Genomic DNA, 24,304 nt, shown 5'->3' on the forward strand with positions numbered 1-24,304 from the left:
TGACAGATTTTTGAGATCCGTGTGGGAGCGAGCCTGCTCGCGAAGGCGCCCGCCCCGGCAACACCAGTTCCCCTGCCCCGAAACAGTTCGCAAAAAAGCCGCGCAACGTTCTTCTGATCCTCACCTACCCTTCAAGCATCACCCCCGAGCAAGGACGCTCACAATGCTTTTCACACTGCGCCTGTTGCTGGCCTTTCTGCTGGCACTCATCACCCTCGTCAGCCAAGCCAACTGCCCCGACTGGCCCTTACCCCAAGCCCAACGCGAAATCACCGCCCTGCAAAACCGGATCGATCAATGGGACGACGCCTACCACCGCGAAGGCCGTTCATTGATCAGCGATGAACTCTATGACCAGTCCCGGCTGCGGCTGAAAGAATGGCAAGCCTGCTTCAACCAACCCTCATCACCGCAACCGTTGCGCACCGCGTCCGGAACGGTCACCCACCCCATCGCCCACACCGGCCTGGACAAGCTGCACAAAGCCGAAGACGTCGCCCTCTGGCTGCGCGATCGCCAGAACGTCTGGGTGCAGCCCAAAGTCGATGGTGTGGCCGTCACGCTGATCTACCGCCAGGGACTATTGCAGCAGGCCATCAGCCGCGGTGACGGGGCCAACGGCAAGGACTGGACCGCCTCCGCGCGCAGGATCGCAGCCATTCCGCAGCGTTTGAGGCAGCCACGGGATCTGCTGGTACAGGGCGAACTCTATTGGCGCCTGAACGCCCATGTTCAATCACAGTCCGGCAGCGTCAATGCCCGCGCCACCGTCGCCGGGCTGATGGGGCGCAAATCGCTGGATGCCGAACAGGCTGCCGGGATCGGGCTGTTTGTCTGGGACTGGCCGCAAGGCCCTGTGCGACTGCCGGAGCGATTGTCAAAACTTCAGGCATTGGGGTTCGCCGCAACCGAGCCCTTTACACAACCCATCAGCCAATACGAAGACGCGCAAAAATGGCGCGAGCACTGGTATCGCTCGCCCCTGCCCTTTGCCAGCGACGGCGTGGTGCTGCGTCAGAGCCAACGGCCACCCGCCGAGCGCTGGCAGGCCAAGGCACCTTATTGGGCGATTGCCTGGAAGTACCCGTTCGCCCAGGCATTGGCCGAAGTGCGCAAGGTCAACTTCAAGATCGGCCGTACAGGGCGGATCACACCAGTGCTGGAACTGCTGCCGGTCAGACTCGATGACCGCGAAATCAAACGAGTCAGCGTCAGCTCGCTGAAACGCTGGCAAAGCCTCGACATCCGTCCCGGCGATCAGGTGGCAATCAGTCTGGCGGGGCTGACCATTCCGCGCCTCGACAGTGTCGTGCTGCGCACCAGCGAACGGGCGGACATCAGCATTCCCAATGGCGACGACTACCACGTCCTGAGTTGTTGGCAACTGACGCCGGGGTGTGAAAGCCAGTTTCTCGCGCGTCTGACCTGGCTCAGTGGCAAGCAGGGCCTGGCCATGCAGCATGTCGGTCGTGGCACCTGGGAGAAACTTTTGGAAACAGGCCGTCTGAAACACCTGCTGGATTGGCTGACCCTCGATGCGTCAGAGCTTGCTACCATTGCCGGCCTCGGCGAGCGCAGCAGCGCACGTCTGATCCAGAGTTTTCACGGCGCGCGGCAACAGCCGTTCGCTCGATGGTTGAAAGCGCTGGGCATGCCGCCGACCGGACAGGCACAACTGAACGATTCGTGGCAGGCCCTGGCACAACGCGACACGGAACAATGGCAGGCAGAAACCGGCATCGGCCCGGGACGCGCGGCGCAACTGAGCGCATTCTTTCGCGACCCGCAAGTAGTGGCTTTGAGTGAAACCTTGAAAGCCGCCGGAATCGACGGCTTCTGAACCTGCAATCCCGCCCGGCGGGAACCCAACGGCCGGCCAGACGCTCCAACAGCGCAGTGCCCTCCCACCCCGATTGCCTTTGCACATGGAGCTTTTATGAAATTTCTCGCACCGCTCGCCCTGCTCACTCTTTGCGGCGTCATGGCCGCCCCGGTCATGGCCGAGGAAGACGGCCCGGGCCTGACCGGTTGCGCTGCCAAGAAGCAGGGCATCATCAACCAGATCGAACAGGCCAAGTCGCGCGGCAACATGGAGCAGCAGGCGGGTCTGGAAACCGCACTGCGTGAAGTGAACGAACATTGCACCGACGCCGGGCTGAAAAAAGAACGTGAGAACAAAGTGCTTGAGGCCAAGCATGAGGTGAGCCAGCGTCAGGCGGACCTCGACAAGGCCATGAAGAAGGGCGATCCGGAGAAGATCAACAAGCGCAAGGAAAAGCTCGCCGAGTCGCGCAAGGAACTGCAGGACGCGCTGGACGAGATCGATAAGTAACCAAAGCCGTGTGGCGAGGGGATTTATCCCCGTCCGGCGGCGAAGCCGTCGCAAATTCGGCTGGTCGGGTCCGACTGAAAAACCCGGTTGTATGGTGTTGGGGCTGCTTCGCAGCCCATCGGGGATAAATCCCTTCGCCACAAGGTACTCAGCAGCCTCAGGAATCAATGATCGCGAAACTCTTTATGGCAAGCACTGCAGGCATCTTCAACTTTCTGCACTGCCGGCCCAAGATTGCTGGCCTTGTACGGCTGAACCTGACTGACGACGACCAATTCACCGGTGGCCGTCTCGAGGGCGCGGGCCAGTTCCTGAAAACGCGCCTGTTTCTGCCAGACATCATCTTTGGCGCTGGTGTGATCTTCTTCGCGCACCTGCGGGAAATGCTTCCACGGCTCATGGGCCAACGCATCAAGCCTGACTGCGCCCTCGGCAAATTTCGGCCCGTCAAAGGCAATGCGCCCGCGCAACATGCCGCCGAGGTCTTCGCTGGTCTTGAGCATCTGCTTGAAGATCGCCTTGCGTTGACCCAGCGGCGAATTCGGGTCGACACCGCCACAGGCGGACAAGGTCAGGCAGGCCAGCAATACAACAGCAATGGGTTTCAGAGTCATGGTCGCTTCAGGTCGCGGAAATCGGCGGCCAGTATCCTCGGCTCATCGCCAAACACCAATAGCCCTATTAAAAATACGGGTTGGTCGAGCGCATGGAGCGCTCGGCCAACCGGCAAAGGAATCACTCCATGAACAGCCGCTTCACGGCCTGGCGTCACCCGCTCTTCGCTACCCTGCCCTTATTGGCGGCTCTCGCAGGCTGCACCGGCGGCGACAATGCCGAACCGAAAACCCATGCGCTGGCCACTTATTCCAGCGCGACCTGGGAAGCGTTGCCCGCGGTCTCTGACAACGATCTGGTCGCCGGTTTCGGATCCTGGCGCAGCGCCTGCACGCGACTCAAGGCCGACACAGTCTGGGGCCGACCTGCACTGCGGCGGCGAATGTGCCGCAAAGCGCCGCCGAGATTCGTGCATTCCTCAAGCAGAACCTCGATGTCTACGGCCTGCGCGCCGAGAACGACAACCCCAACGGTCTGATCACGGGCTATTACGAACCGGTCTATCCCGGTAGCCTGACGCCCACCGCAACGGCAAACGTGCCAGTGTATGGCGTGCCGGAAGACATGATCATCGTCTCGCTCGACAGCATCTACCCGGAATTGAAAGGCAAGCGCCTGCGCGGCCGCCTCGAAGGTCGCGTGCTCAAGCCTTACGACGACGCGGCGACGATTGCATCCAAAGGCGTGAAAGCGCCGGTGGTCGCCTATCTGACTGATCCGATGAATCTGCAATTTCTGCAGATCCAGGGCTCAGGCCGGATCCAGACCGAGGACGGCAAACAGTTGCGCATCGCCTACGCCGATCAGAACGGCCACCCGTACCGGCCGATCGGTCGCTGGCTGGTCGAGCAAGGTGAGCTGAAGAAGGAAGAGGTAACCATGAGCGCGATCAGCAACTGGGCCAAGGCCAACCCGACGCGCATCCCGGACCTGCTCGCCAGCAACCCGAGCTACGTGTTCTTCACCCGCAACCCGGACAGCAACGAAGGCCCGCGCGGCTCGCTGAACGTACCGCTGACCGCCGGCTACAGCGCGGCGGTGGATCGCAAAGTGATTCCGCTGGGCAGTCTGTTGTGGCTGTCGACCACCAAGCCGGACGGCACACCGCTGGTGCGCCCGGTCGCCGCGCAGGATACCGGCGGCGCGATTGCCGGTGAGGTGCGCGCGGATCTGTTCTGGGGCACCGGCGATGCGGCCGGGCAACTGGCCGGAGACATGAAACAGCAGGGGCAGATATGGATGCTCTGGCCTAAAGGAAAAGAGTTGCCGCAAGTGCCGCAGGTGGCGGATACACCGAAGCAAAAGTCTTAAATTCTTCGTGGCCTGATCCATCGCTTTCGCGAGCAGGCTCGCTCCTACATCTGGAATGCATCTCCATGTGGGAGCGAGCCTGCTCGCGAAGAGGCCGGCAGCAACAGCCGATAATCAGATCGACACAAAGAAAAACGAAGCAATCAGCCCCATCCCGATAAACCACACCACCGAACGCAGTGCAGCCCAGTCAGCCAGGTAGCAGATGATGTACAGCAGGCGACTGGTGATAAACAGCACCGCCAGCACATTGACCGTCACCAGCTGCGCAGTGCCGACCAGATGTGCGACGATCACCGCGGCGGCAAACGCCGGTGTGACTTCAAAGCTGTTCAACTGCGCCGCATGGGCGCGACGGGCGACGCCATCGACGCTATCGAGAAAATCCCGTGGATCGTAATTGTCCTTCAAGCGGAAACCGCCGGTGGCCTTCGCCACGATCGTGCACACGTAAGGCAGGAAAATCGCGATCAACACACACCACAGAGCCACTGTCATAACGTCGTCCTTTTTCGATTTGAATAATTGGCGAGCGGTCAGAGCTTCATCACCAGCATGCCGATCAGCACCTGCCCACAGGCTAAGAGCCGTGGCCGGCCGAAAGGTTCTTTCAGGCGGATATTTCACGGCAGCGTTTACGGTGAATATGCGATTGCAGAACCGACTGGTCAGAATTGATTCGCCATGTGTCAGCAGCTGTTTATACTGCAACCCACCACGCCGTACTCAGCTGCACACCCAAAAATTCCAATAAAAGCTGCCTGCTCCGCTTTCTTCGAAAACGGTCGCTGGCACGCGTATGCCTGATCAAAGCGTCAAGACTACCGACAGAGACCTTGCGCATGCCCCTCGCTTTGCTTGCACTCGCCGTTGCCGCGTTCGGCATCGGCACCACCGAATTCGTCATCATGGGCCTGCTGCCCGATGTCGCCCGCGACCTTGCGGTGAGCATTCCTCACGCAGGCCTGCTGATCACCGGTTACGCCCTGGGCGTGGTGTTCGGCGCGCCGATTCTGGCGATCGGTACCGCCAACATGCCGCGCAAAGCGACACTGCTGGGCATGACGCTGATGTTCATTCTCGGCAACGTGCTCTGCGCGCTCGCGCCGAACTACGCAACGCTAATGGCCGCGCGTGTGGTCACGGCGCTGTGCCACGGGGCGTTTTTCGGCATCGGCTCGGTGGTCGCCGCCGGACTGGTGGCGCCGAACAAACGCGCGCAAGCCATTGCCATGATGTTCACCGGCCTGACGCTCGCCAACGTCCTCGGCGTGCCGCTGGGCACAGCGCTGGGGCAATACGCTGGCTGGCGCTCGACCTTCTGGGCGGTGTCGGTGATCGGCATTGTCGCCGCGCTGGCGCAGTGGCTGTGGTTGCCGAAACACATCGCGATGGACAAGGCCAACCTCGCCAGCGAATTCAAAGTACTGGGCAAGGTCAACGTCCTGCTGGCGCTGGGCATGAGCGTGCTGGCCTCGACCAGTCTGTTCAGCGTGTTCACCTATATCGCTCCGATTCTGCAAGACATCACTGGCGTCAGCCCCACGGCGTGACGGTGATGCTGCTGTTGTTTGGTGTCGGCCTGACGGCGGGCAGCATGCTCGGTGGGCGCCTGGCCGATAGTCGCTTGTTACCGTCGCTGGTCGGTGTAGCGCTGGCAGTCGTGGTCATTCTCGCGGCCTTCAGCCAGACCAGCCGAGCGGTTATTCCGGCGGCGATCACCTTGGTGCTGTGGGGCATTTTTGCCTTCGCGCTGTGCCCGATTCTGCAGCTGTTGATCATCGATCAGGCCCACGAAGCGCCGAATCTCGGCTCGACGCTGAACCAGAGCGCGTTCAACCTCGGCAACGCGGCAGGCGCCTGGATTGGCGGGCTGGTAGTCGCCAGCGGCGCGGACCTGGCGGACTTGCCGTGGACCGGGGCGCTGGTTGGCGGGCTGACGGTGTTGACGGCGCTGCTGTTCATTTACCTGCAACGTCGGCGGGCCAGTGCGGTCAATGTGTCTGGCTGAGACCTCTGCGACTGACTACCTGTGGCGAGGGATTTATCCCCGTTGGGCTGCGCAGCAGCCCCAAAAACCTTCAATCGGGTTTTGTCAGAAATAATCGATAAGCCGGATTGCGACGGCTTCGCCGCCGAGCGGGGATAAATCCCCTCGCCACAATGAACTGTGGTGTGTCCCATGTCGCTGTTCGCCCATCAAACCCCTGCGTCCAACCTCCGGTCGCGCTCCATTCACCCTTCATCCAAAGGACCCCGGATGCTTGAACTTGTCGCCGCTTTCATCTGCCTCACCACCCTCCTGACTTTCGTCAATTTCCGCTTTATCGGCTTGCCGCCGACCATCGGCGTGATGGTTACCGCCCTGCTGTTCTCATTGCTCCTGCAAGGTCTCAGCGTGCTCGGCTTTCCCGGCCTCGAAGACCGCGTGCAGCAACTGATCGGCCAGATCGATTTCGGTGATCTGCTGATGAACTGGATGCTTTCGTTCCTGCTGTTCGCCGGCGCTCTGCACGTCAACTTGAATGACTTGCGCAGCTACCGTTGGCCGATCGGTCTGCTGGCCACCTTCGGTGTGTTGATCGCCACCGTAGTGATCGGCAGCCTGGCGTTCTACATTTTTGCCCTGTTCGGCTGGCACGTGAGCTTCCTCTACTGCCTGTTGTTCGGTGCGCTGATCTCACCGACCGACCCGATTGCCGTGCTCGGCGTGTTGCGTACCGCCAACGCCTCGAAACCACTTAAAACCACCATCGTCGGCGAATCGCTATTCAACGACGGCACGGCTGTCGTGGTCTTCACCGTGCTGCTGGGCATCGCGCAACTGGGCGAAACCCCGACCGTCAGTGCCACGGCCATGCTCTTCGTCCACGAGGCGATCGGCGGTGTGTTGTTCGGCGGACTGATCGGCTATCTGGTCTATCGGATGATCAAAAGCGTCGAGCAGCACCAGATCACCGTGATGCTGACCCTGGCCCTGGTGATCGGCGGTTCGGCGATGTCCACCGAATTGCACGTTTCGGCGCCGATTGCGATGGTGGTGGCCGGTCTGATCATCGGCAACCTCGGGCGCAATCTGGCGATGAACGACATGACCCGCCGCTATCTGGACGGTTTCTGGGAATTGCTCGATGACATGCTCAACGCGCTGCTGTTTGCGCTGATCGGCATGGAGCTGTTGCTGCTGCCGTTCAACTGGCTGCACATGGCCGCCGCAGGCCTGCTGGCGGTGGCGATTCTGCTGTCGCGCCTGCTCACCGTGGCCCCGGCGATCCTGCTGCTGCGGCGCTGGCGCTCGGTGCCGGCCGGGACCATCCGCATCCTGACCTGGGGTGGTCTGCGCGGCGGTGTTTCGGTGGCACTGGCGCTGGCCCTGCCGCTGGGCCCGGAGCGCGATCTGCTGCTGAGCATCACCTACATCGTGGTGCTGTCGTCGATCCTGCTGCAGGGCCTGACCATCGGCAAACTGGTCAAGCACGCAACGCGCAATGAGCCGGCCAGCGTGCCTGAGCCAGCCCACCACTGATCATTTCTTGATCGACTGCGGATCGGGCTTAACAGCCTGATCCGCAGACTCCTTCGGCGCACCACTTTCGCTGCGAATCTGCGCATGGCTGATCAGCGCGAAGATGAAACTGCCGCCGATGATGTTTCCCGCCAGCGTCGGCGCGGCGAACACTGCCCAGAAGTCACTCCACGGCAACTCGCCGGCAAACACCAGATACGACACTTCCGCCGATCCGACGACGATGTGGGTGAAGTCGCCCAGCGCCATGAAGTAAGTGATGAGGATGATGATCCACATCTTCGCGCTCTCCATGGACGGGATCATCCAGACCATGGTGGCGATCATCCAGCCGGAGACGATGCCCTTGGCGAACATCTGACTGGCGCTGTGTTCCATGACCTTGCGGCCGATTTCGAGGAAAGCGACGTCGGTCTTGCTGTCGAAGATCGGCAGTTCCAGCATCACGTAGGCCACCAGAATCGTCCCGCAGAGGTTGCCGACCAATACCACTGTCCACAGACGGATCAGGCGCAGGAAATTCTTCAGCGTCGGCTTGGTCATCACCGGCAGCACGGCGGTCAGGGTGTTTTCGGTGAACAATTGCTGGCGCGCAAGGATCACCGCGAGGAAACCGGCGCAGTAGCCGAAACTGGCGATCACCTTGAATTCGTCGCCATCGGGCAGGCGTGAATTGAGCAATCCCATGCCCATCAAGGACAGGCCCATGGTCAGGCCCGCCGCCAGCGCCGACCACCACAGCGCGGCAATGCTGCGCTCCAGTTCCTGATCGCCCTGGGTGCGGATGATTTCATGCAGAACGGCCGCGCGCGGCGGCTGGCTCTTCTCGACTTCGTGCTGCTCCTTGGCCGAGAGGTCGGGGGTCTTGTCGCTGGTGGGGGTGGTCATGGCGTGGCAACCGGTGGGGGCGATGTAGCTACGACCGTTGCGCTTCATGGCTGTTCAGTGGCCAGGCGAATCTTCGCTGACCTGGCAAGCGATTTCGCGAGCAGGCTCGCTCCCACAAGGATCACGCTGTACCTGTGGGAGCGAGCCTGCTCGCGAAGAATGCGCCGCCGATGTTATTGAACGGCTTCGTCATCCTGGAACTGGTCTTTCACATATTTGATCTCGGTCCGCCCGTGCGGCGCCGGCAGGCCGTCTTCGCCGAGGTTGACGAACACCATCTTCTCGACGGTCAGGATGCTCTTGCGGGTGATCTTGTTGCGCACTTCGCAGGTCAGGGTGATCGAGGTGCGGCCGAATTCGGTGGCGGTGATGCCCAGTTCGATGATGTCGCCCTGGCGCGAGGCGCTGACGAAGTTTATTTCCGAGATGTACTTGGTCACCACACGCTGGTTGCCCAGTTGCACGATGGCGTAGATCGCTGCTTCTTCATCGATCCAGCGCAGCAGGCTGCCGCCGAACAGGGTGCCGTTGGGGTTGAGGTCTTCGGGTTTAACCCATTTGCGGGTGTGGAAATTCATGGGGGCTCCTGGGTCGAGGCGTTTGAGCGTTAGGGGTATTGGCCCCCAGCTTCAAGTTTTCAGCTACAAGCTGCAAGTAAAAGCGGATTGGCTTTTACTTGCCGCTTGTAGCTTGCCGCTTGCCACTAGCCGGGCGAAGACCGCTATAATCGCCACCGTTTCAGAACGGCTATGCCGTTTTCCCGCCACCTGTCCGAGGGGCGCTGCAGCAGGTTCGACCTGTCAGGCTCGGATGGGGCGTTGACCGGCCTGCGCCGGACACTAAACGCACAACGGCGCCCATTCGCATACATTACGAATGGAGGCTCTTCATGAGCGCTGTCAACACGCCTGCAGATTTTACCGATTACAAAGTTGCCGACATGTCCCTGGCTGCCTGGGGCCGTCGCGAAACCATCATCGCCGAATCGGAAATGCCTGCCCTGATGGGTCTGCGCCGCAAATACGCTTCCGAGCAGCCGCTCAAGGGCGCGAAAATCCTCGGCTGCATCCACATGACCATTCAGACCGCCGTGCTGATCGAAACCCTGGTTGCCCTGGGTGCCGAAGTACGCTGGTCGTCCTGCAACATTTTCTCTACTCAGGATCAGGCCGCTGCCGCAATCGCTGCTGCCGGTATTCCGGTGTTCGCCTGGAAAGGCGAGACTGAAGAAGAGTACGAGTGGTGCCTGGAGCAGACCATCCTCAAGGATGGCCAGCCTTGGGACGCCAACATGATCCTCGACGACGGCGGCGACCTGACCGAGCTGCTGCACAAGAAATACCCGCAAGTGCTCGATCGCGTTCACGGCGTGACCGAAGAAACCACCACTGGCGTACACCGTCTGCTGGACATGCTGGCCAAGGGCGAGCTGAAAATCCCGGCCATCAACGTCAACGACTCGGTGACCAAGTCCAAGAACGACAACAAGTACGGCTGCCGTCACAGCCTGAACGATGCAATCAAGCGCGGCACCGACCACCTGCTGTCCGGCAAGCAAGCGCTGGTCATCGGTTACGGTGACGTGGGCAAGGGCTCGGCTCAGTCGCTGCGTCAGGAAGGCATGATCGTCAAAGTGTCGGAAGTCGACCCGATCTGCGCCATGCAGGCCTGCATGGACGGCTTCGAACTGGTGTCGCCGTTCATCGACGGTATCAACGACGGTTCCGAAGCGAGCATCGACAAAGCACTGCTGGGCAAGATCGACCTGATCGTGACCACCACCGGTAACGTCAATGTTTGCGACGCGAACATGCTCAAGGCCCTGAAGAAGCGCGCCGTGGTCTGCAACATCGGTCACTTCGACAACGAAATCGACACCGCTTTCATGCGCAAGAACTGGGCATGGGAAGAAGTCAAGCCACAGGTGCACAAGGTTCACCGCACCGGCGCTGGCAGCTTCGATCCACAGAACGACGACTACCTGATCCTGCTGGCCGAAGGCCGCTTGGTGAATCTGGGCAACGCCACCGGTCACCCGAGCCGCATCATGGACGGTTCGTTCGCCAACCAGGTCCTGGCACAGATCTTCCTGTTCGGCCAGAAATACGCCGACCTGTCGCCAGCACAGAAAGCCGAGCGCCTGACCGTTGAAGTGCTGCCGAAGAAACTCGACGAAGAAGTGGCTCTGGAAATGGTCCGCGGCTTCGGCGGCGTGGTCACCCAACTGACCAAGCAACAGGCTGACTACATCGGCGTCACCGTCGAAGGCCCGTTCAAGCCGCACGCCTATCGCTATTAAGAGCAGCTGCGAGCTTCAAGCTGCAAGCGGCAAGTAAAAGCGGTTGGTTTACTTGAGGCTTGTAGCTGTCGCTGGCTTCTTCATCGTTATTACGCAGCCGCTGGCTGCAAGCTTCAGGTACAGGATCCCGGCGCTCCGCCCTCTTGCAGCTTGAAGCTTGCAGCTTGCAGCTGGAGGCCCCCTCCAATGTCCCAAGACCGTCGCTACAGCTTCGAGTTTTTCCCGACCAAGACCGATGCCGGGCAAGAAAAGCTGCTCGCCACTGCCCGTCAGTTGGCCACTTACAACCCTGATTTCTTTTCCTGCACCTACGGCGCTGGCGGTTCGACCCGTGATCGCACGCTCAACACCGTGTTGCAGCTGGAAAGCGAAGTCAAAGTTCCCGCCGCTCCGCACCTGTCGTGCGTCGGTGACAGCAAGGACGATCTGCGCGGCCTGCTGAACGAATACAAGGCTGCCGGCATCAAGCGCATCGTTGCCCTGCGTGGCGACCTGCCGTCCGGCATGGGCATGACCAGCGGTGAGCTGCGTCACGCCAACGAGCTGGTGGAATTCATTCGCGAAGAAACCGCCGATCACTTCCACATCGAAGTCGCCGCTTACCCGGAAATGCATCCACAAGCGCGCAACTACGAAGACGATCTCGCCAACTTCGTGCGCAAGGCAAAGGCCGGTGCCGACAGCGCGATCACCCAATACTTCTTCAACGCCGACAGCTATTTCTACTTCGTCGACCGTTTGCAGGCGCTGGGCGTGGATCTGCCAATCGTGCCGGGGATCATGCCGATCACCAACTACAGCAAGCTAGCGCGCTTCTCCGATGCCTGCGGTGCGGAAATCCCGCGCTGGATCCGCAAACAACTGGAAGCCTACGGCGACGACACGCTAAGCATTCAACGCTTTGGCGAACAAGTCGTCAGCGAAATGTGCGAACGCCTGCTGCAGGGCGGCGCACCGGGGCTGCATTTTTATTCCATGAACCAGGCCGAACCTAGCCTGGCGATCTGGAATAACCTGAAGTTGCCGCGTTGAGGCAGCCGCAAGCTTCAAGTTGAAAGCTACAAGCAACAGATCGCAGCCTTCGGCGGCTCCTACAGGGGTGTCGCGGCTGCGATTTTTTGCGTTTTGAACCTCGGAACAGAGCTTGTGCAGGCACTTTCTGGCTCTTTCGGGTTTCTCGTCGTAATCTCCAGCCATGCCTTTGATCACGCAGTTATTCGCCGTGCTGGTTTTTGCTTGCCTGAGCTTCGCCGCTCGGGGCGAGAAGTTGCGTATTGTCACCGAGCCCTGGGCGCCGTACGTGTACGAACAGGGCGGGCAGAATCTCGGGCTGGACTACGAAACCACCGCCATCGTGTTCAAGCGTCTGGGCATTGAAGTCGAATGGCAGTTCCTGCCGTGGAAGCGCTGCCTGTCGATGCTCGAAACCGGTCAGGCCGACGGTGCGCTGGACATCTTTCACAGCGCAGAGCGTGACGCCACCCTGCTCTATCCCAGCGAACCGTTGTCCGACGTCGAATTCGTGATGTTCTACGCCAACGACCGGCCACATCCTTTCCGCACCCTCGAACAACTCAAAGGCCTGACCATCGGCACCTCGCCGGGTTATCTGTACAGCCCTGACTTCAGCCAGTCGGAGCTGTTTACCCGGGAGCCGGCGCCAACCCATGAAGCCAACTTCGGCAAACTGGTACGCGGGCGTATCGACCTGCTGATTACCGATCGCCGCGTCGGTCAGCATTTGCTCGATGAGCTGAATATTCGCGATCTGATCACGGAAAACCCGACGGTTATCAGCCGTCAGAGCCAGTTTCTTGCGGTTCGGCGCAATGCCGGTATGGATTTGCTGGTGCAGCGATTCGGTGCCGAACTCAAGCGTTTCAAGCGCGAACCAGCCTACGCCGAGCTCAGCGCGCGCTATGGCGCTGCGCCCGTCGACAATGCCTCACTGCGCTCAGCCACGGGCAGCGGCAAAACCGTTGAGCAGCAGGAAAGCAGCGCGCAGTGATTGCTCTGTTATACTCCGGCGTTCCCGCCAGGCTCACGCCCGGACGCCCGGAACCGTAACAGGCCTCTCGACCCGCTACAGCGCAGCTTCCAGCCCGCGCGAGCGCTCCTGACGTGCCTTCGGAACCGCCGCTGGACCGGACGGGATTGCGTCCTCTTAAACGTGATTCGCGCCAGGCAAGACTCCCATTGGGCCAAGCCCTAACTAAAACAGGATTACTCATGTCCTTTGCTTCCCTCGGTCTCTCCGAGGCTTTAGTCCGTGCCATCGAAGATGCGGGCTATACCGAGCCTACTCCGGTGCAACAGCGGGCCATTCCCGCCGTGTTGCAAGGTCGCGACCTGATGGTTGCGGCTCAGACAGGTACCGGTAAAACCGGCGGTTTCGCCCTCCCGATTCTGGAGCGGTTGTTCCCCAACGGTCACCCGGACAAATCCCAGCGTCACGGCCCGCGCCAACCGCGCGTACTGGTCCTGACCCCGACCCGCGAACTCGCGGCCCAGGTGCACGAGAGCTTCAAGATCTACGCCCGTGACCTGAAATTCGTCAGCGCCTGCATCTTCGGCGGCGTCGGCATGAACCCGCAGGTCCAGGCCATGTCCCGTGGCGTTGACGTCCTCGTCGCCTGCCCGGGTCGCTTGCTCGACCTCGCCGGCCAGGGCAGTGTCGATCTGTCCCACGTGGAAATCCTCGTTCTCGACGAAGCCGACCGCATGCTCGACATGGGTTTTGTGCACGACGTGAAAAAGTTCTCGCGCGTCTGCCGGCCAAGCGTCAGAACCTGCTGTTCTCGGCAACGTTCTCGAAAGACATCACCGACCTCGCCGGCAAACTGCTGCACAACCCGGAGCGCATCGAAGTCACGCCGCCGAACACCACGGTCGAGCGCATCGAACAACGCGTGTTCCGCCTGCCCGCCAGCCACAAACGTGCGCTGCTGGCGCACCTGATCACCGCTGGCGCGTGGGAACAGGTGCTGGTCTTCACCCGCACCAAGCACGGCGCCAACCGTCTCGCTGAATACCTGGACAAACACGGCCTGCCGGCTGTAGCGATCCACGGCAACAAGAGCCAGAACGCCCGCACCAAAGCCCTGGCCGACTTTAAGGCCGGCGAAGTGCGCATTCTGGTTGCCACCGACATTGCTGCTCGGGGTCTGGACATTGATCAGTTGCCGCATGTGGTCAACTTCGAGCTGCCGAACGTCGATGAAGACTATGTGCACCGTATCGGTCGTACCGGCCGTGCCGGTCGTTCGGGCGAGGCGATCTCGCTGGTCGCGCCGGACGAAGAAAAACTGCTGAAAAGCATCGAGCGCATGACCAGGCAGAAGATTGCCGACGGCGATCTGATGGGCTTCGACTCCAGCACCATCGAAGCCGAGAAGCCGGAAGCCCGCGAGCGTCCCGACATCCGCAACCCGCGCAATTCCCGTGGCCCACGTGGCGATGGCCCGAATGGCGGCGGCGGTGGCGGCGGTCGCAAGGACAAAGGCAAAGACAAGGGCAAGGAAAAACCGGCCGGTGAACGTGGCGAGCGCCCTGCCCGTCAACAGAAACCGCGCGAAGGCACCCCGAGCCGCGACCAGCGCCCAAGCCAGCCACCACGTGCAGCGGCTGATCGTGCTCCGGACGAATTCCTCGACGACGATATCGATAACTTCGGTAACCGCGTCGACTACGTGCCGAAAGCCGCTCCTGCCGGTGGCCGTGGCCGTCGTCCGGGCGCACCGGCCCAAGGCTCAGGCACTGGCGCACCGCGCGGCGGTCAGCCACAGGGTCGCCAGAACGGTCCGCGCAACAGCAACGGCTCGAGCACCGGCACGCCACCGGCCAAACGCAGCGGCCCGCGCAATGGCGCTCCGCGTGACGGTCAGGGTCGTCGTGACGAATCCGCGCCGCGCAACCGCCGTCCGGCCCGTGACGATCAGCCACGCAGCGAACCGGCCGTGCAGAACCCGCGCAGCAACGGTCCGAAGATCATGCACAAGGAATCGAAAGCCGACCGCTTCCCGACGCCTGAACAGCTCGATCAACTGCCAAGCCGCCCGCGTGGCGAGAAACCGGCTTTGCTGACCCGCAATCGCTGAGTTTCAAGCCGCCATGAAAAATGCCCCGACTCGAAAGAGCCGGGGCATTTTTTTGACTTGTGAAAATCGCAAGATCACTCAGATCCCTGTGGGAGCGAGCTTGCTCGCGAAAGCGGTGCGTCATTCAACAAATCAAGTGATTGACCTGACGCCTTCGCGAGCAAGCTCGCTCCCATAGGTTTTCAGTGACGCGAAGTGATGTATCAGACAATAAAAAACGCCCCCGGCCTTGCGACCGGGGGCGTTTTTCATGTGGCGGCGAAATTTATTTCGCTTTCACACCTTCAAACGAAACATACAACTCGACCGCATCGGACTTCGGACCGAGGTCTTTCTGCTTGCCGAAATCGGAACGCTTGATGGTGGTGGTGCCTTCGAAGCCGGCACGGTAGCCGCCCCATGGATCCTTGCCTTCGCCCAGGAAGGTGGCCTTGACGACAACTGGCTTGGTCACGCCCAGCAGGGTCAGGTCGCCGGTCACGTCAGCGGTGTTGGCACCGGTGGATTTGACGCTGGTGGAAACGAAAGTGGCCTTGCCGAATTTGCTGGCGTTGAGGAAGTCAGCGCTGGCGATGTGCTTGTCGCGCTCGGCGTGGTTGGTGAACACGCTGGCAGTGTTCACGTTGAATTCGATCTTGCTGTCTTCAGGCTTGGCAGCGTCGAAGCTGAACTTGCCGTCGATGTCCTTGAAGGTACCGGTGATGTAGCTGTAGCCCAGGTGGCTGATCTTGAAGTCGACGAAGGCGTGCTGGCCTTCCTTGTCTACTACGTAGTCAGCAGCCATTACGTTGGCGGACAGCACGGCGGAACCGATTGCCAGAGCGGCCAGAGTCTTTTTCAACATGCTTTCTTTTCCTTTGAGTCGAGGTTGAATTTCAGGCTTTGCGACCGAGCATTCGAGTGAGGGTCGCATCACGATCGATAAAGTGGTGCTTCAATGCTGCCAACGCATGGAGACCGGAAAAAATTACCAGTGCCCACGCCAGCCACAGATGAATCACCCCAGCGGTATCTGCCTGATCCGGTAGTCCGGAGAGCAGAGCAGGGACTTCAAACAGGCCAAACACCGGGATCCCGACACCGTCTGCGGTGGAAATCAGGTAACCGGCAATCATCACAGCGAACAGCGCCAGATACAGAAACCCGTGGCCGAACTTGGCGCCGATACGGGTCATGCGGCTGTAGCTTTGCAGCGTAGAAGGCGGTGGGCTGATGAAGCGCCACAGCACCCGCAACAGCATCACACCGAGCAGCACCAGACCGATGCTCTTGTGCAGGTCCGGCGCGTCTTTGCGCCAGGTGCTGTAGTAATCCAGCCCGACCATCCACAAACCCAGCGCGAACAGCCCGAAGACCGCCAGCGCCACGCCCCAGTGCATGAAGATGCTGACCCAACCATAGCGCGAAGAAGAGTTACGTAGCTGCATTGCCCAAATCCTGTGAGAACTGCGAACCAAGACTAGCGAGTTATCTATCGAATTAAAGCGGAAAATTTTGCTTTGAAATATCGAGAAATACGATCAAGAGTCTGGAAGTGGCGTGTTAAGGAAAGATTAAAGGCAAAAGTGTGGCGGGATGTTGTTGCAAGGCATTGGAATCGGAATGCCTGCGCCGGCCCTTCGCGAGCAAGCCCGCTCCCACAGTGATTGCATTCCAACTGAGGAAACACGGTCAAATGTGGGAGCAAGGCCACTCCCACAGCGATTGCATTCCAACAAGAAACACGGTCAAAGGTGGGAGCGGGCTTGCTCGCGAAAGCGGTCTCGGAGGCAAAAAAGCGCGGCGTAAAAGCCGCGCTTTTTCATTCACCGCAAGGCTTACTGCGCCTTGGTCTCGGTCGTCGCTGCTGGCTTGGCCGCTGGCTTCTTCGCCGGTTCAGCCTTTTTTGCTGCGGGTTTGGCAGCCGGCTTTTTCGTATCGGTTTTGGCTGCAGGCTTCTTCGCCGCAGGCTTGGTCGCTGCTTTCTTTGCCGGCTCGGCTTTTACCGGGGCCGCTGGCTTCGGTGCTTCCACCGGCGCTGGCGCAGGTGCCGGGGTCGGTGCAGGCGCTGGAGCGACCGGAGCAGGTGCTGGCTCTGGCGCTTTCGCAGGCTCAGGCTTTTTCTCGTCATCCGAACCGCCGAAGAGGTTAGTGAAGAAGTTGCCCTTCTTCGCCGCCACCGCGCCCGCTGCGCCTGCCGCTGCTGCAGCCGGAACCACTTTGACCGGTTCGAACGACTTGCCGGCCGCCAGATCTTCAACCTGGCTGGCCGCGCGCTGGCCGGTGCGCAGTGCGCCTTCCAGAGTGCCCGGGTACAAGGTGTCGGTGTGTTCGCCGGCGAACGCCACGCGTTGCAGCGGACGTTCCCACAGGCGCCAGAACTTGCTGATCTGCCCCGGGCCGTAAGCCAGGTAGGCGCCGCCCATCGACGGGTCGGTGCTGTAGCGACGGATTTCATAACCGGTGAACGAGCCACGGGCCTGTGGATAAAACGCGTGCAGACGGATCAGCACCTGATCGACCATCTGCTTGTCGCCGAATGCCTGCATCACACGGGCGTTGTCGCCGGACAGGTTGATCACCACGTTGGCGCCGCCCTTCAGCGCCGGTTCGATCCAGAGCATGCCTAAACCTGCGTTGCTGTAGATCTCGCCGGACATGCGCGATTTGCTTTCCCACACTGGCGTCTTGAACTTCAGCATGATCTGGTCGCGCCAGCCGTAGTTGGTGCCCTTGATCGCCGCCAGATGCTGGGCATCCAGCGCCGGGGTCAGCGAGATCTTGTTCAGTGCGCGCAACGGCACCGCCAGCACCACGTAGTCAGCCTGATAGCCGACGCTGCCGACTTTGACGGTCACGCCGTCCTTGTCCTGGATGATGGCCGAGACCGGCGAGCTGGTCTTGATGGTCTTGATCTGTTTGACGAAGGCCTGGGCCAGTACCTGGCTGCCGCCGACCAGACGCGAGGCGCGCAGGTCGCGGTCGGAAACGCCGCGATAGACGCGGTTCTGCTGAGCGAAATACAGCAGCGACAGACGCGAAGGTTCGTCGTAGTGGGTGCGGATGTCCTGGTTGATCAACTGACGCGCGGTGGCCGGCAGGTTCTGCTTGTCGAGCCAGCTCGATACGGTGATCTGATCCAGCGCATGCAGGGTGGCAGTCGCCGCCGGGTTCTGCGGATCGTCGATCGAGCGCGCCAGATCGTCGAGGGTCTTCTGGTAGCGCTTGAGTGCGTCGGCGGTGGCTGGCTGCTTGGTGGCCAGATCGGTAGCGGAGAAATAATCACCGTCGATCAGATAGCTCGGCGTACGCACGAATTCCGGCGCCGGCGTGGTGCCGAGCTTGAAGGTCGACACGTACTTGTTCAGCACCGGCTGGGTCTTATCGTTGCCGATCCACTCGCTGGTGGCCATGCCCGAGCGACCGCCCAGGCTCGGTTTGGCTTCCAGCAGGGTGACCTGCCAGCCCTTGTTCTGCAGCTCGTAAGCAGCGGTCAGACCCGAGAGGCCGCCGCCGATCACGATTGCGGTTTTATCCTTGGCCAGCGCCGTAACGCTGAACAGCCCCAACATCACCAGCGCACAGGCGCGCAGCCAACCGACAGACATTCAGCGAACTCCGGAAAAACAGGTGGGAAAAGCAGTTTGCGAGCCAGACGACTCAAAGAACCGCGAAGAATACGTTAGCCATCAAAACGCCGCCAGCGACGTCTATCGGCTCAGACAAAGTAGCTCAATCGACACAATGGGTTGTTCCCGCGCGATGCATTGCATAGGCTTGCGCGATTGTTCGCCCGCGCCTGACGCGAGCCGCCTCGAGGAGACTGTAAATGGGCCTGAATAACCAGTGGATGCAACGCGATCTTGCGGTGTTGTGGCATCCCTGCACCCAGATGAAAGACCACGAACAGCTGCCGCTGATCCCGATCAAGCGCGGCGAAGGCGTCTGGCTCGAAGACTTCGAAGGCAAGCGCTACCTCGACGCGGTCAGCTCCTGGTGGGTCAACGTGTTCGGCCATGCCAACCCACGCATCAACCAGCGCATCAAGGATCAGGTCGATCAACTCGAACACGTGATCCTTGCCGGTTTCAGCCACCAACCGGTAATCGAGCTGTCCGAGCGTCTGGTGAAAATGACCCCGCAAGGCTTGAACCGAGTGTTCTACGCCGATAACGGTTCGTCCTGCATCGAAGTCGCACTGAAGATGAGCTTTCACTACTGGCTCAATCGCGGCCAGCCAAACAAGAAGCGCTTCGTCACCCTGACCAACAGCTACCACGGTGAAACCATGGCAGCGATGGCGGTCGGCGATGTGCCGCTGTTCACCGAGACCTACAAAGCCCTGCTGATGGACACCATCAAGGTGCCGAGCCCGGATTGCTATCTGCGCCCCGACGGCATGAGCTGGGAAGAACACTCGCGCAACATGTTTGCCGCCATGGAACAGACCCTGGCGCAAAACCATGACAGCGTCGCGGCGGTGATCGTCGAGCCGCTGATTCAGGGCGCCGGCGGCATGCGCATGTATCACCCGGTTTATCTCAAGCTGCTGCGCGAGGCCTGCGACCGCTACGGCGTGCACCTGATTCACGATGAAATCGCCGTCGGCTTCGGTCGCACCGGGACGATGTTCGCCTGCGAACAGGCCGGCATCCGCCCGGACTTCCTCTGCCTGTCGAAAGCCCTGACCGGCGGCTATCTGCCGCTGGCAGCGTGCCTGACCACCGATGAGGTCTACAGCGCGTTCTACGACGACTACCCGACCCTGCGCGCCTTCCTCCACTCGCACAGCTACACCGGTAACCCGCTGGCGTGCGCGGCAGCATTGGCGACGCTGGATATCTTCGAGCAGGACAACGTCATCGAGAACAACCAGGCGCTGGCTCAGCGCATGGCCTCGGCGACCGCGCATCTGTTCGATCACCCCAACGTCTCCGAAGTGCGCCAGACCGGCATGGTCCTGGCGATCGAGATGGTCAAGGATAAAGCCACGAAAGAGGCCTACCCTTGGCAGGAGCGTCGCGGTTTGAAGGTGTTCCAGCATGCGCTGGAGCGAGGCGCGTTGCTGCGGCCGCTGGGCAGCGTGGTGTATTTCCTGCCGCCGTATGTGATCACCCCGGAGCAGATCGATTTCCTTGCTGAGGTGGCTAGCGAAGGTATCGACATTGCTACGCGTGACAGCGTCAGCGTGGCGGTGCCGAAAGACTTCCACCCGGGATTTCGCGATCCGGGCTGATCGATACCAAAGGTTTGAGAAGGACCCTGTGGCGAGGGGATTTATCCCCGTTGGGTGGCGAAGCCGCCCTGAAATCTGCAATCGTGGTGAGTCAGGATTATTGCGTGTGCTGATTTCACGACTGCTGCGCAGCCGAACGGGGATAAATCCCCTCGCCACCAAAGCTCTGCCAACAGTGACTACGCGCCAATTTTTTAGAGACCCGAAATGAGACTGTCCCGCTTCTTTATCGACGCCCCGCTGAGCACCGGCGAACACGAACTGCCGGAAGCCCAGGCGCATTACATCAGCCGCGTGTTGCGCATGGTCGAGGGCGATGCGGTGCAGTTGTTCGACGGTTCCGGCCATGAGTTTCGCGGGTCCTTGGTGGATGTCGGCAAGAAACGCGTGGTCGTGCAGATCGACGAGCAATTCGCCGGGCAAATCGAATCGCCGCTGCAGATCCACCTCGGCCAGGGCCTGTCCCGGGGCGAGCGCATGGACTGGGCGATTCAGAAAGCCACCGAACTGGGCGTCACGGAAATCACCCCAATCTTCAGCGAACGCTGCGAAGTCCGGCTCAAGGACGAACGCGCCGACAAGCGCTTGCTGCACTGGCGCCAAGTGGCGATCAGTGCCTGCGAACAGTGCGGGCGGTCACGGGTGCCGGTGATTCATCCACCAGTGTTGCTGGCGGACTGGCTCAAGCAGACTGAAGCCGAATTGAAACTGGTGCTGCATCCGGTGGCAGAGCCGTTGGTGAGTCATGCCAAACCGGCGACGCTGGCGTTCCTGATCGGGCCGGAAGGTGGCTTGACGGACGGCGAAGTCGAGCAGGCCAAAGGCAATGGCTTCCACGCCGCCCGCCTCGGCCCACGCGTGCTGCGCACCGAGACCGCGCCGGTGGTGGCGCTGGCGGTAGCCCAGCAACTGTGGGGTGATTTCTAGGACGCCATCGCTGGCAAGCCAGCTCCCACAGGTGCTTTGTTGGCCACAACATTTGTGAACACCACTGAACCCTGTGGGAGCTGGCTTGCCAGCGATTAGCCGCACCTCGGTCTACAGGACGTAAAACAGAATCGCGACAAAATGCAGCAAGCTCCCGGCAATCACGAACAGATGCCAGATGCCATGGGCATGCCGCAGCCGGTGATCGAGGGCAAAAAAGATAATCCCCACCGTATACAGCACCCCGCCCGACGCCAGCCAGGCAAACCCCGCCGTGCCCAGCGCGGCAATCAGCGGTTTGACCGCGACCAGCACGATCCAGCCCATCACCGCGTAAATCACGATCGACAGAATCCGTGCCTCGGAGCGCGGTTTGATCTCTTGCAGAATGCCGATCAGCGCCAGCCCCCAGACGATCCCGAACAGCGTCCAGCCCCACGGCCCGCGTAACGTCACCAGGCAGAACGGCGTGTAGCTGCCGGCGATCAGCAGGTAGATCGAAAAGTGATCGACCTTTTTCATGATCGCTTTCTTGCGCCCGCGCACGCTGTGGTACACGGTCGAAGCGCTGTAGAGCACCAGCAAAGTGAAGGCGTAGATCGCCACGCTGACGATCTTCCATGGACTGCCGTCGAGGCTGGCAATCACCAGCATCCAAACGCCGCCGATAAACGCGGCGATGGCTCCGACCAGATGGGTCCAGGCGTTGAGTTTTTCCCCGTGATACATGTGTCGCAGACCTCGTAGTCACTAGCGCAAGCGCGCAAGGCTCGGGCCTTGAGCGTAAAAGCGCAATGTTTCTGTTCAACCTCGCCTGCGCGGCACGTCGGAATTGGGCACAATCGGCCGATACCAAAAGAGTCCGCGCCATGCTGATCGACGAAGAATTGACCCTGAAAAAACTCGAGGTGTTCCTCGCCTTCATGCGCACCGGCAACCTCGCCCGCGCCGCCGCCGAATTGCAGACCAGCAACGTCAGCGTGCACCGCGCGATTCACTCACTGGAAAACGCCCTGCGCTGCCCGCTGTTCAAACACGAGGGTCGCAATCTGACGCCGCTGGAAAGTGCTTACGTGCTGGAAGAGCGCGCGCAGAAGCTGATCAACGATGTGGTCGACAGCGTGCGCCTGACCCGCGAAGCCGCCGGGTTCTCCGCTGAGCGCTTCAAGCTTGGCTCGCTGTATTCGCTGACGGTGAAAACCGTGCCGCAACTGATCATGGGCTTGAAAATCCGCCGCAGCGAACTCAACATCGACCTGATCCTCGGCTCGAACATCGACCTGCTCTACAAGCTGAAAAACATGGAGGTCGACGCGATTCTGGTGTCACTGGACGACAGCATCAACGATCCGGACTGCGAACAGATTGCGCTGTTTTCCGACGACATCTTCCTCGCCACCCCGGCGGATTCGAAGTTTGCTCAGCGCAGTGAAGTCGATCTGGCCGAGGTGCGGGATGAAACGTTCATCACCCTGACCCAGGGCTTTGCCACGCATCAGGATGGCAATCGGGTGTTCAAGCAAGCGGGGTTCGAGCCGAAAGTGGCGATGCAGGTCAATGACATCTTCACTTTGCTGAGCATGGTCAGCTCCGGGGTGGGGTACGCCTTGTTGCCGGGGCGGATTGCGGCGGTGTACGAGAATCGGGTGAAGCTCATCCCGTTGCAGGAGAAGTACCGCTTGCAGCAGCACATTGGCGTGGTGTTTCTCAAGGCCAAGGAGCGCGATCCGAATTTGCTGGCGTTGCTGGCGGAGTGTCGGATGTATGCCAATCGCCAGGCCAGCTCATGATCGTTCCCACGCTCTGCGTGGGAATGTCTCAATGGACGCTCTGCGTCCGCTTTGGGACGCGGAGCGTCCCGGCTGCATTCCCACGCAGAGCGTGGGAACGATCAATGTCAGCTCGGTCAGCCCATCAACCCGCGCATCGCCAGAAACAACAGCGAAGGCCCGAGCAGACACCCTAGCGCGGTGTAGAACGCCGCCGTCAGGCAACCATATGGCACCAGCTTCGGATCGGTGGCCGCCAGGCCCCGGCAACGCCGCTGGAGGTGCCCATCAAACCACCGAAAATCACCGCGCTGCGCGGGTTGTTCAGACCGATCATCGGTGCCACGAACGGTGTCATCACCATCACCAGAATCGCCTTGATCAGCCCCGCCGCAATCGACAGCGCCATCACCTCGGAGCTGGCGCCGATCGCCGCGCCGGTCACCGGGCCGACAATGTAGGTCACCGCACCGGCGCCAATGGTGGTCAGGCTCACCGCATCGGTGTAGCCGAACGCCATCGCCACGCCGACGCCGGCGACGAACGAGGTGCCAACGCCGACAAACAGCGCCAGCACACCGACGAGTCCGGCGCGTTTGAGCTCATCGACACTCACCCCAAACGCCGTCGCCACAATCGCGAAATCCCGCAGCATCGCACCGCCGAGCAGGCCGATGCCGGACAGCAGGGGAATATCCACCACGCCTTTTTGCCCACCGGTGAGTGCGCCGCCGATATACGACAGCACCAGCCCGAGCAGAATGGCGATCGCCGAACCGTGCAGCCGGCCCTTGGTGAAGGTGTTGGACATCCAGTAGGACACCCACATGGTCAGGCCGACAATCAAAAAGCCGCTGATCAGACCGTAGCCGGTGATCACTTTCATCATTGATTCGTACATGGCGATCACCCCGCAGTCTTGGCAGGAGCAATCGGCGTTTCTTGCTTGTTGCCCATGCGTGTCAGCACTGGCACCAAGGCAAAAGCGATCACTACGGCGAGGGTGCCGGCAAGAATCGCCATCGGCCCGCCCTTCAGCGCACCGTAGACATTCTGCTGCGCGGCCATGGCGACCACGATGGGAATGTAGATCGCGCTCCAGAACTCCACGCCCTGCTCGGTCTTGCCCTTGAGCCAGCCGCTCTTGTAGAGATAGCTGCCCAGGCCGATCAACAGCAGCATCGCAATGCCGACACCGCCGACGTTGGCTGGCACGCCGATCAGCTTGCCGAGCAGTTCACCGACCCAGATCCCGACCAGCGTGCAGAAGGCGAGAAACGCCACACCGTAAATAATCATTGTTGTAGTCCTCAAAGTGCATCGTC

General features: G+C 60.8%; 17 protein-coding genes, 7 pseudogenes and 1 riboswitch. Of the genes and pseudogenes, 12 read left to right on the plus strand and 12 right to left on the minus strand.

Going from position 1 to position 24,304, the window contains the following annotated elements; all coding sequences use genetic code 11:
* Positions 1–163 precede the first annotated feature (163 nt).
* Positions 164–1,840 carry an NAD-dependent DNA ligase LigB gene (ligB, locus tag LJU32_02460; protein ID WKV89333.1) on the plus strand — a complete coding sequence of 559 codons (1,677 nt, stop codon included), beginning with the start codon at positions 164–166 and terminating at the stop codon, positions 1,838–1,840.
* 96 nt (positions 1,841–1,936) lie between these two features.
* Complete coding sequence (locus LJU32_02465) at positions 1,937–2,332, plus strand: DUF1090 domain-containing protein (GenBank protein ID WKV89334.1); 396 nt, start codon at positions 1,937–1,939, stop codon at positions 2,330–2,332.
* 164 nt (positions 2,333–2,496) lie between these two features.
* Here LJU32_02465 and LJU32_02470 read toward each other — a convergent pair whose 3' ends face one another.
* Entirely contained in the window at positions 2,497–2,946 is a 450-nt protein-coding gene (locus LJU32_02470) for a cytochrome c (GenBank protein WKV89335.1), read from the minus strand.
* Between the two features lie 128 nt (positions 2,947–3,074).
* Between LJU32_02470 and LJU32_02475 the strand changes: the two are divergent.
* A pseudogene (locus LJU32_02475) lies at positions 3,075–4,258 on the plus strand (MltA domain-containing protein).
* A 114-nt stretch (positions 4,259–4,372) separates the two neighbouring features.
* Here the strand turns inward: LJU32_02475 and LJU32_02480 are convergent.
* Both LJU32_02480 and LJU32_02485 read right to left on the minus strand, forming a co-directional pair.
* On the minus strand, positions 4,373–4,756 hold the full coding sequence (locus LJU32_02480) for an MAPEG family protein (protein ID WKV89336.1): 384 nt from the start codon (positions 4,754–4,756) through the stop codon (positions 4,373–4,375).
* Between the two features lie 38 nt (positions 4,757–4,794).
* Positions 4,795–4,872 (minus strand): annotated as a pseudogene (locus tag LJU32_02485) (hypothetical protein).
* Between the two features lie 228 nt (positions 4,873–5,100).
* Here LJU32_02485 and LJU32_02490 point away from each other — a divergent pair.
* A pseudogene (locus LJU32_02490) lies at positions 5,101–6,269 on the plus strand (MFS transporter).
* Positions 6,270–6,518: 249 nt separating this feature from the next.
* Entirely contained in the window at positions 6,519–7,784 is a 1,266-nt protein-coding gene (locus tag LJU32_02495) for a sodium:proton antiporter (protein ID WKV89337.1), read from the plus strand.
* Here the strand turns inward: LJU32_02495 and LJU32_02500 are convergent, their stop codons facing one another.
* Positions 7,785–8,672, minus strand: a complete 888-nt coding sequence (locus LJU32_02500; GenBank protein ID WKV91023.1) for a formate/nitrite transporter family protein — start codon at positions 8,670–8,672, stop codon at positions 7,785–7,787.
* Between the two features lie 173 nt (positions 8,673–8,845).
* Positions 8,846–9,250, minus strand: a pseudogene (locus LJU32_02505) (acyl-CoA thioesterase).
* A 189-nt stretch (positions 9,251–9,439) separates the two neighbouring features.
* Positions 9,440–9,538: riboswitch (S-adenosyl-L-homocysteine riboswitch) on the plus strand.
* 23 nt (positions 9,539–9,561) lie between these two features.
* Here LJU32_02505 and ahcY point away from each other — a divergent pair.
* The 4 genes and pseudogenes from ahcY to LJU32_02525 all read left to right on the plus strand — a co-directional run bounded on the left by ahcY (position 9,562) and on the right by LJU32_02525 (position 15,068).
* On the plus strand, positions 9,562–10,971 hold the full coding sequence (ahcY, locus tag LJU32_02510) for an adenosylhomocysteinase (protein WKV89338.1): 1,410 nt from the start codon (positions 9,562–9,564) through the stop codon (positions 10,969–10,971).
* A 186-nt stretch (positions 10,972–11,157) separates the two neighbouring features.
* Positions 11,158–12,003 carry a methylenetetrahydrofolate reductase [NAD(P)H] gene (gene metF, locus LJU32_02515; GenBank protein WKV89339.1) on the plus strand — a complete coding sequence of 282 codons (846 nt, stop codon included), beginning with the start codon at positions 11,158–11,160 and terminating at the stop codon, positions 12,001–12,003.
* 163 nt (positions 12,004–12,166) lie between these two features.
* Positions 12,167–12,979: a transporter substrate-binding domain-containing protein gene (locus LJU32_02520; GenBank protein ID WKV89340.1), complete on the plus strand. Its 813-nt coding sequence runs from the start codon at positions 12,167–12,169 to the stop codon at positions 12,977–12,979.
* A 221-nt stretch (positions 12,980–13,200) separates the two neighbouring features.
* Positions 13,201–15,068: pseudogene (locus LJU32_02525) on the plus strand (DEAD/DEAH box helicase).
* Positions 15,069–15,151: 83 nt separating this feature from the next.
* On the opposite strand, the pseudogene LJU32_02530 reads toward LJU32_02525, so the two are convergent.
* The 4 genes and pseudogenes from LJU32_02530 to LJU32_02545 form a co-directional block, all read right to left on the minus strand.
* Positions 15,152–15,244: pseudogene (locus LJU32_02530) on the minus strand (metal ABC transporter ATP-binding protein).
* Between the two features lie 89 nt (positions 15,245–15,333).
* On the minus strand, positions 15,334–15,912 hold the full coding sequence (locus LJU32_02535; GenBank protein WKV89341.1) for a YceI family protein: 579 nt from the start codon (positions 15,910–15,912) through the stop codon (positions 15,334–15,336).
* A 31-nt stretch (positions 15,913–15,943) separates the two neighbouring features.
* Complete coding sequence (locus tag LJU32_02540) at positions 15,944–16,495, minus strand: cytochrome b (GenBank protein ID WKV89342.1); 552 nt, start codon at positions 16,493–16,495, stop codon at positions 15,944–15,946.
* A gap of 390 nt (positions 16,496–16,885) precedes the next feature.
* Entirely contained in the window at positions 16,886–18,655 is a 1,770-nt protein-coding gene (locus LJU32_02545; GenBank protein ID WKV89343.1) for a flavin monoamine oxidase family protein, read from the minus strand.
* A 221-nt stretch (positions 18,656–18,876) separates the two neighbouring features.
* Here LJU32_02545 and LJU32_02550 point away from each other — a divergent pair, with 221 nt between their 5' ends.
* On the plus strand, positions 18,877–20,283 hold the full coding sequence (locus LJU32_02550) for an adenosylmethionine--8-amino-7-oxononanoate transaminase (protein WKV89344.1): 1,407 nt from the start codon (positions 18,877–18,879) through the stop codon (positions 20,281–20,283).
* 207 nt (positions 20,284–20,490) lie between these two features.
* Positions 20,491–21,210, plus strand: coding sequence for a 16S rRNA (uracil(1498)-N(3))-methyltransferase (locus LJU32_02555; protein WKV89345.1), 720 nt, complete (start codon positions 20,491–20,493; stop codon positions 21,208–21,210).
* Positions 21,211–21,321: 111 nt separating this feature from the next.
* Here LJU32_02555 and LJU32_02560 read toward each other — a convergent pair whose 3' ends face one another.
* Positions 21,322–21,939, minus strand: a complete 618-nt coding sequence (locus LJU32_02560) for a hemolysin III family protein (protein ID WKV89346.1) — start codon at positions 21,937–21,939, stop codon at positions 21,322–21,324.
* 140 nt (positions 21,940–22,079) lie between these two features.
* On the opposite strand from LJU32_02560, the gene LJU32_02565 reads away from it, so the two are divergent.
* On the plus strand, positions 22,080–23,000 hold the full coding sequence (locus LJU32_02565; GenBank protein WKV89347.1) for a LysR family transcriptional regulator: 921 nt from the start codon (positions 22,080–22,082) through the stop codon (positions 22,998–23,000).
* A 116-nt stretch (positions 23,001–23,116) separates the two neighbouring features.
* On the opposite strand, the pseudogene madM reads toward LJU32_02565, so the two are convergent.
* Positions 23,117–23,880 (minus strand): annotated as a pseudogene (gene madM / locus LJU32_02570) (malonate transporter subunit MadM).
* Between the two features lie 5 nt (positions 23,881–23,885).
* Complete coding sequence (gene madL / locus LJU32_02575; protein ID WKV89348.1) at positions 23,886–24,278, minus strand: malonate transporter subunit MadL; 393 nt, start codon at positions 24,276–24,278, stop codon at positions 23,886–23,888.
* Positions 24,279–24,304: the final 26 nt, after the last annotated feature.

Origin of the sequence: Pseudomonas sp. B21_DOA, assembly GCA_030544685.1 — a bacterium.
Lineage (GTDB): Bacteria > Pseudomonadota > Gammaproteobacteria > Pseudomonadales > Pseudomonadaceae > Aquipseudomonas > Aquipseudomonas fluorescens_AO.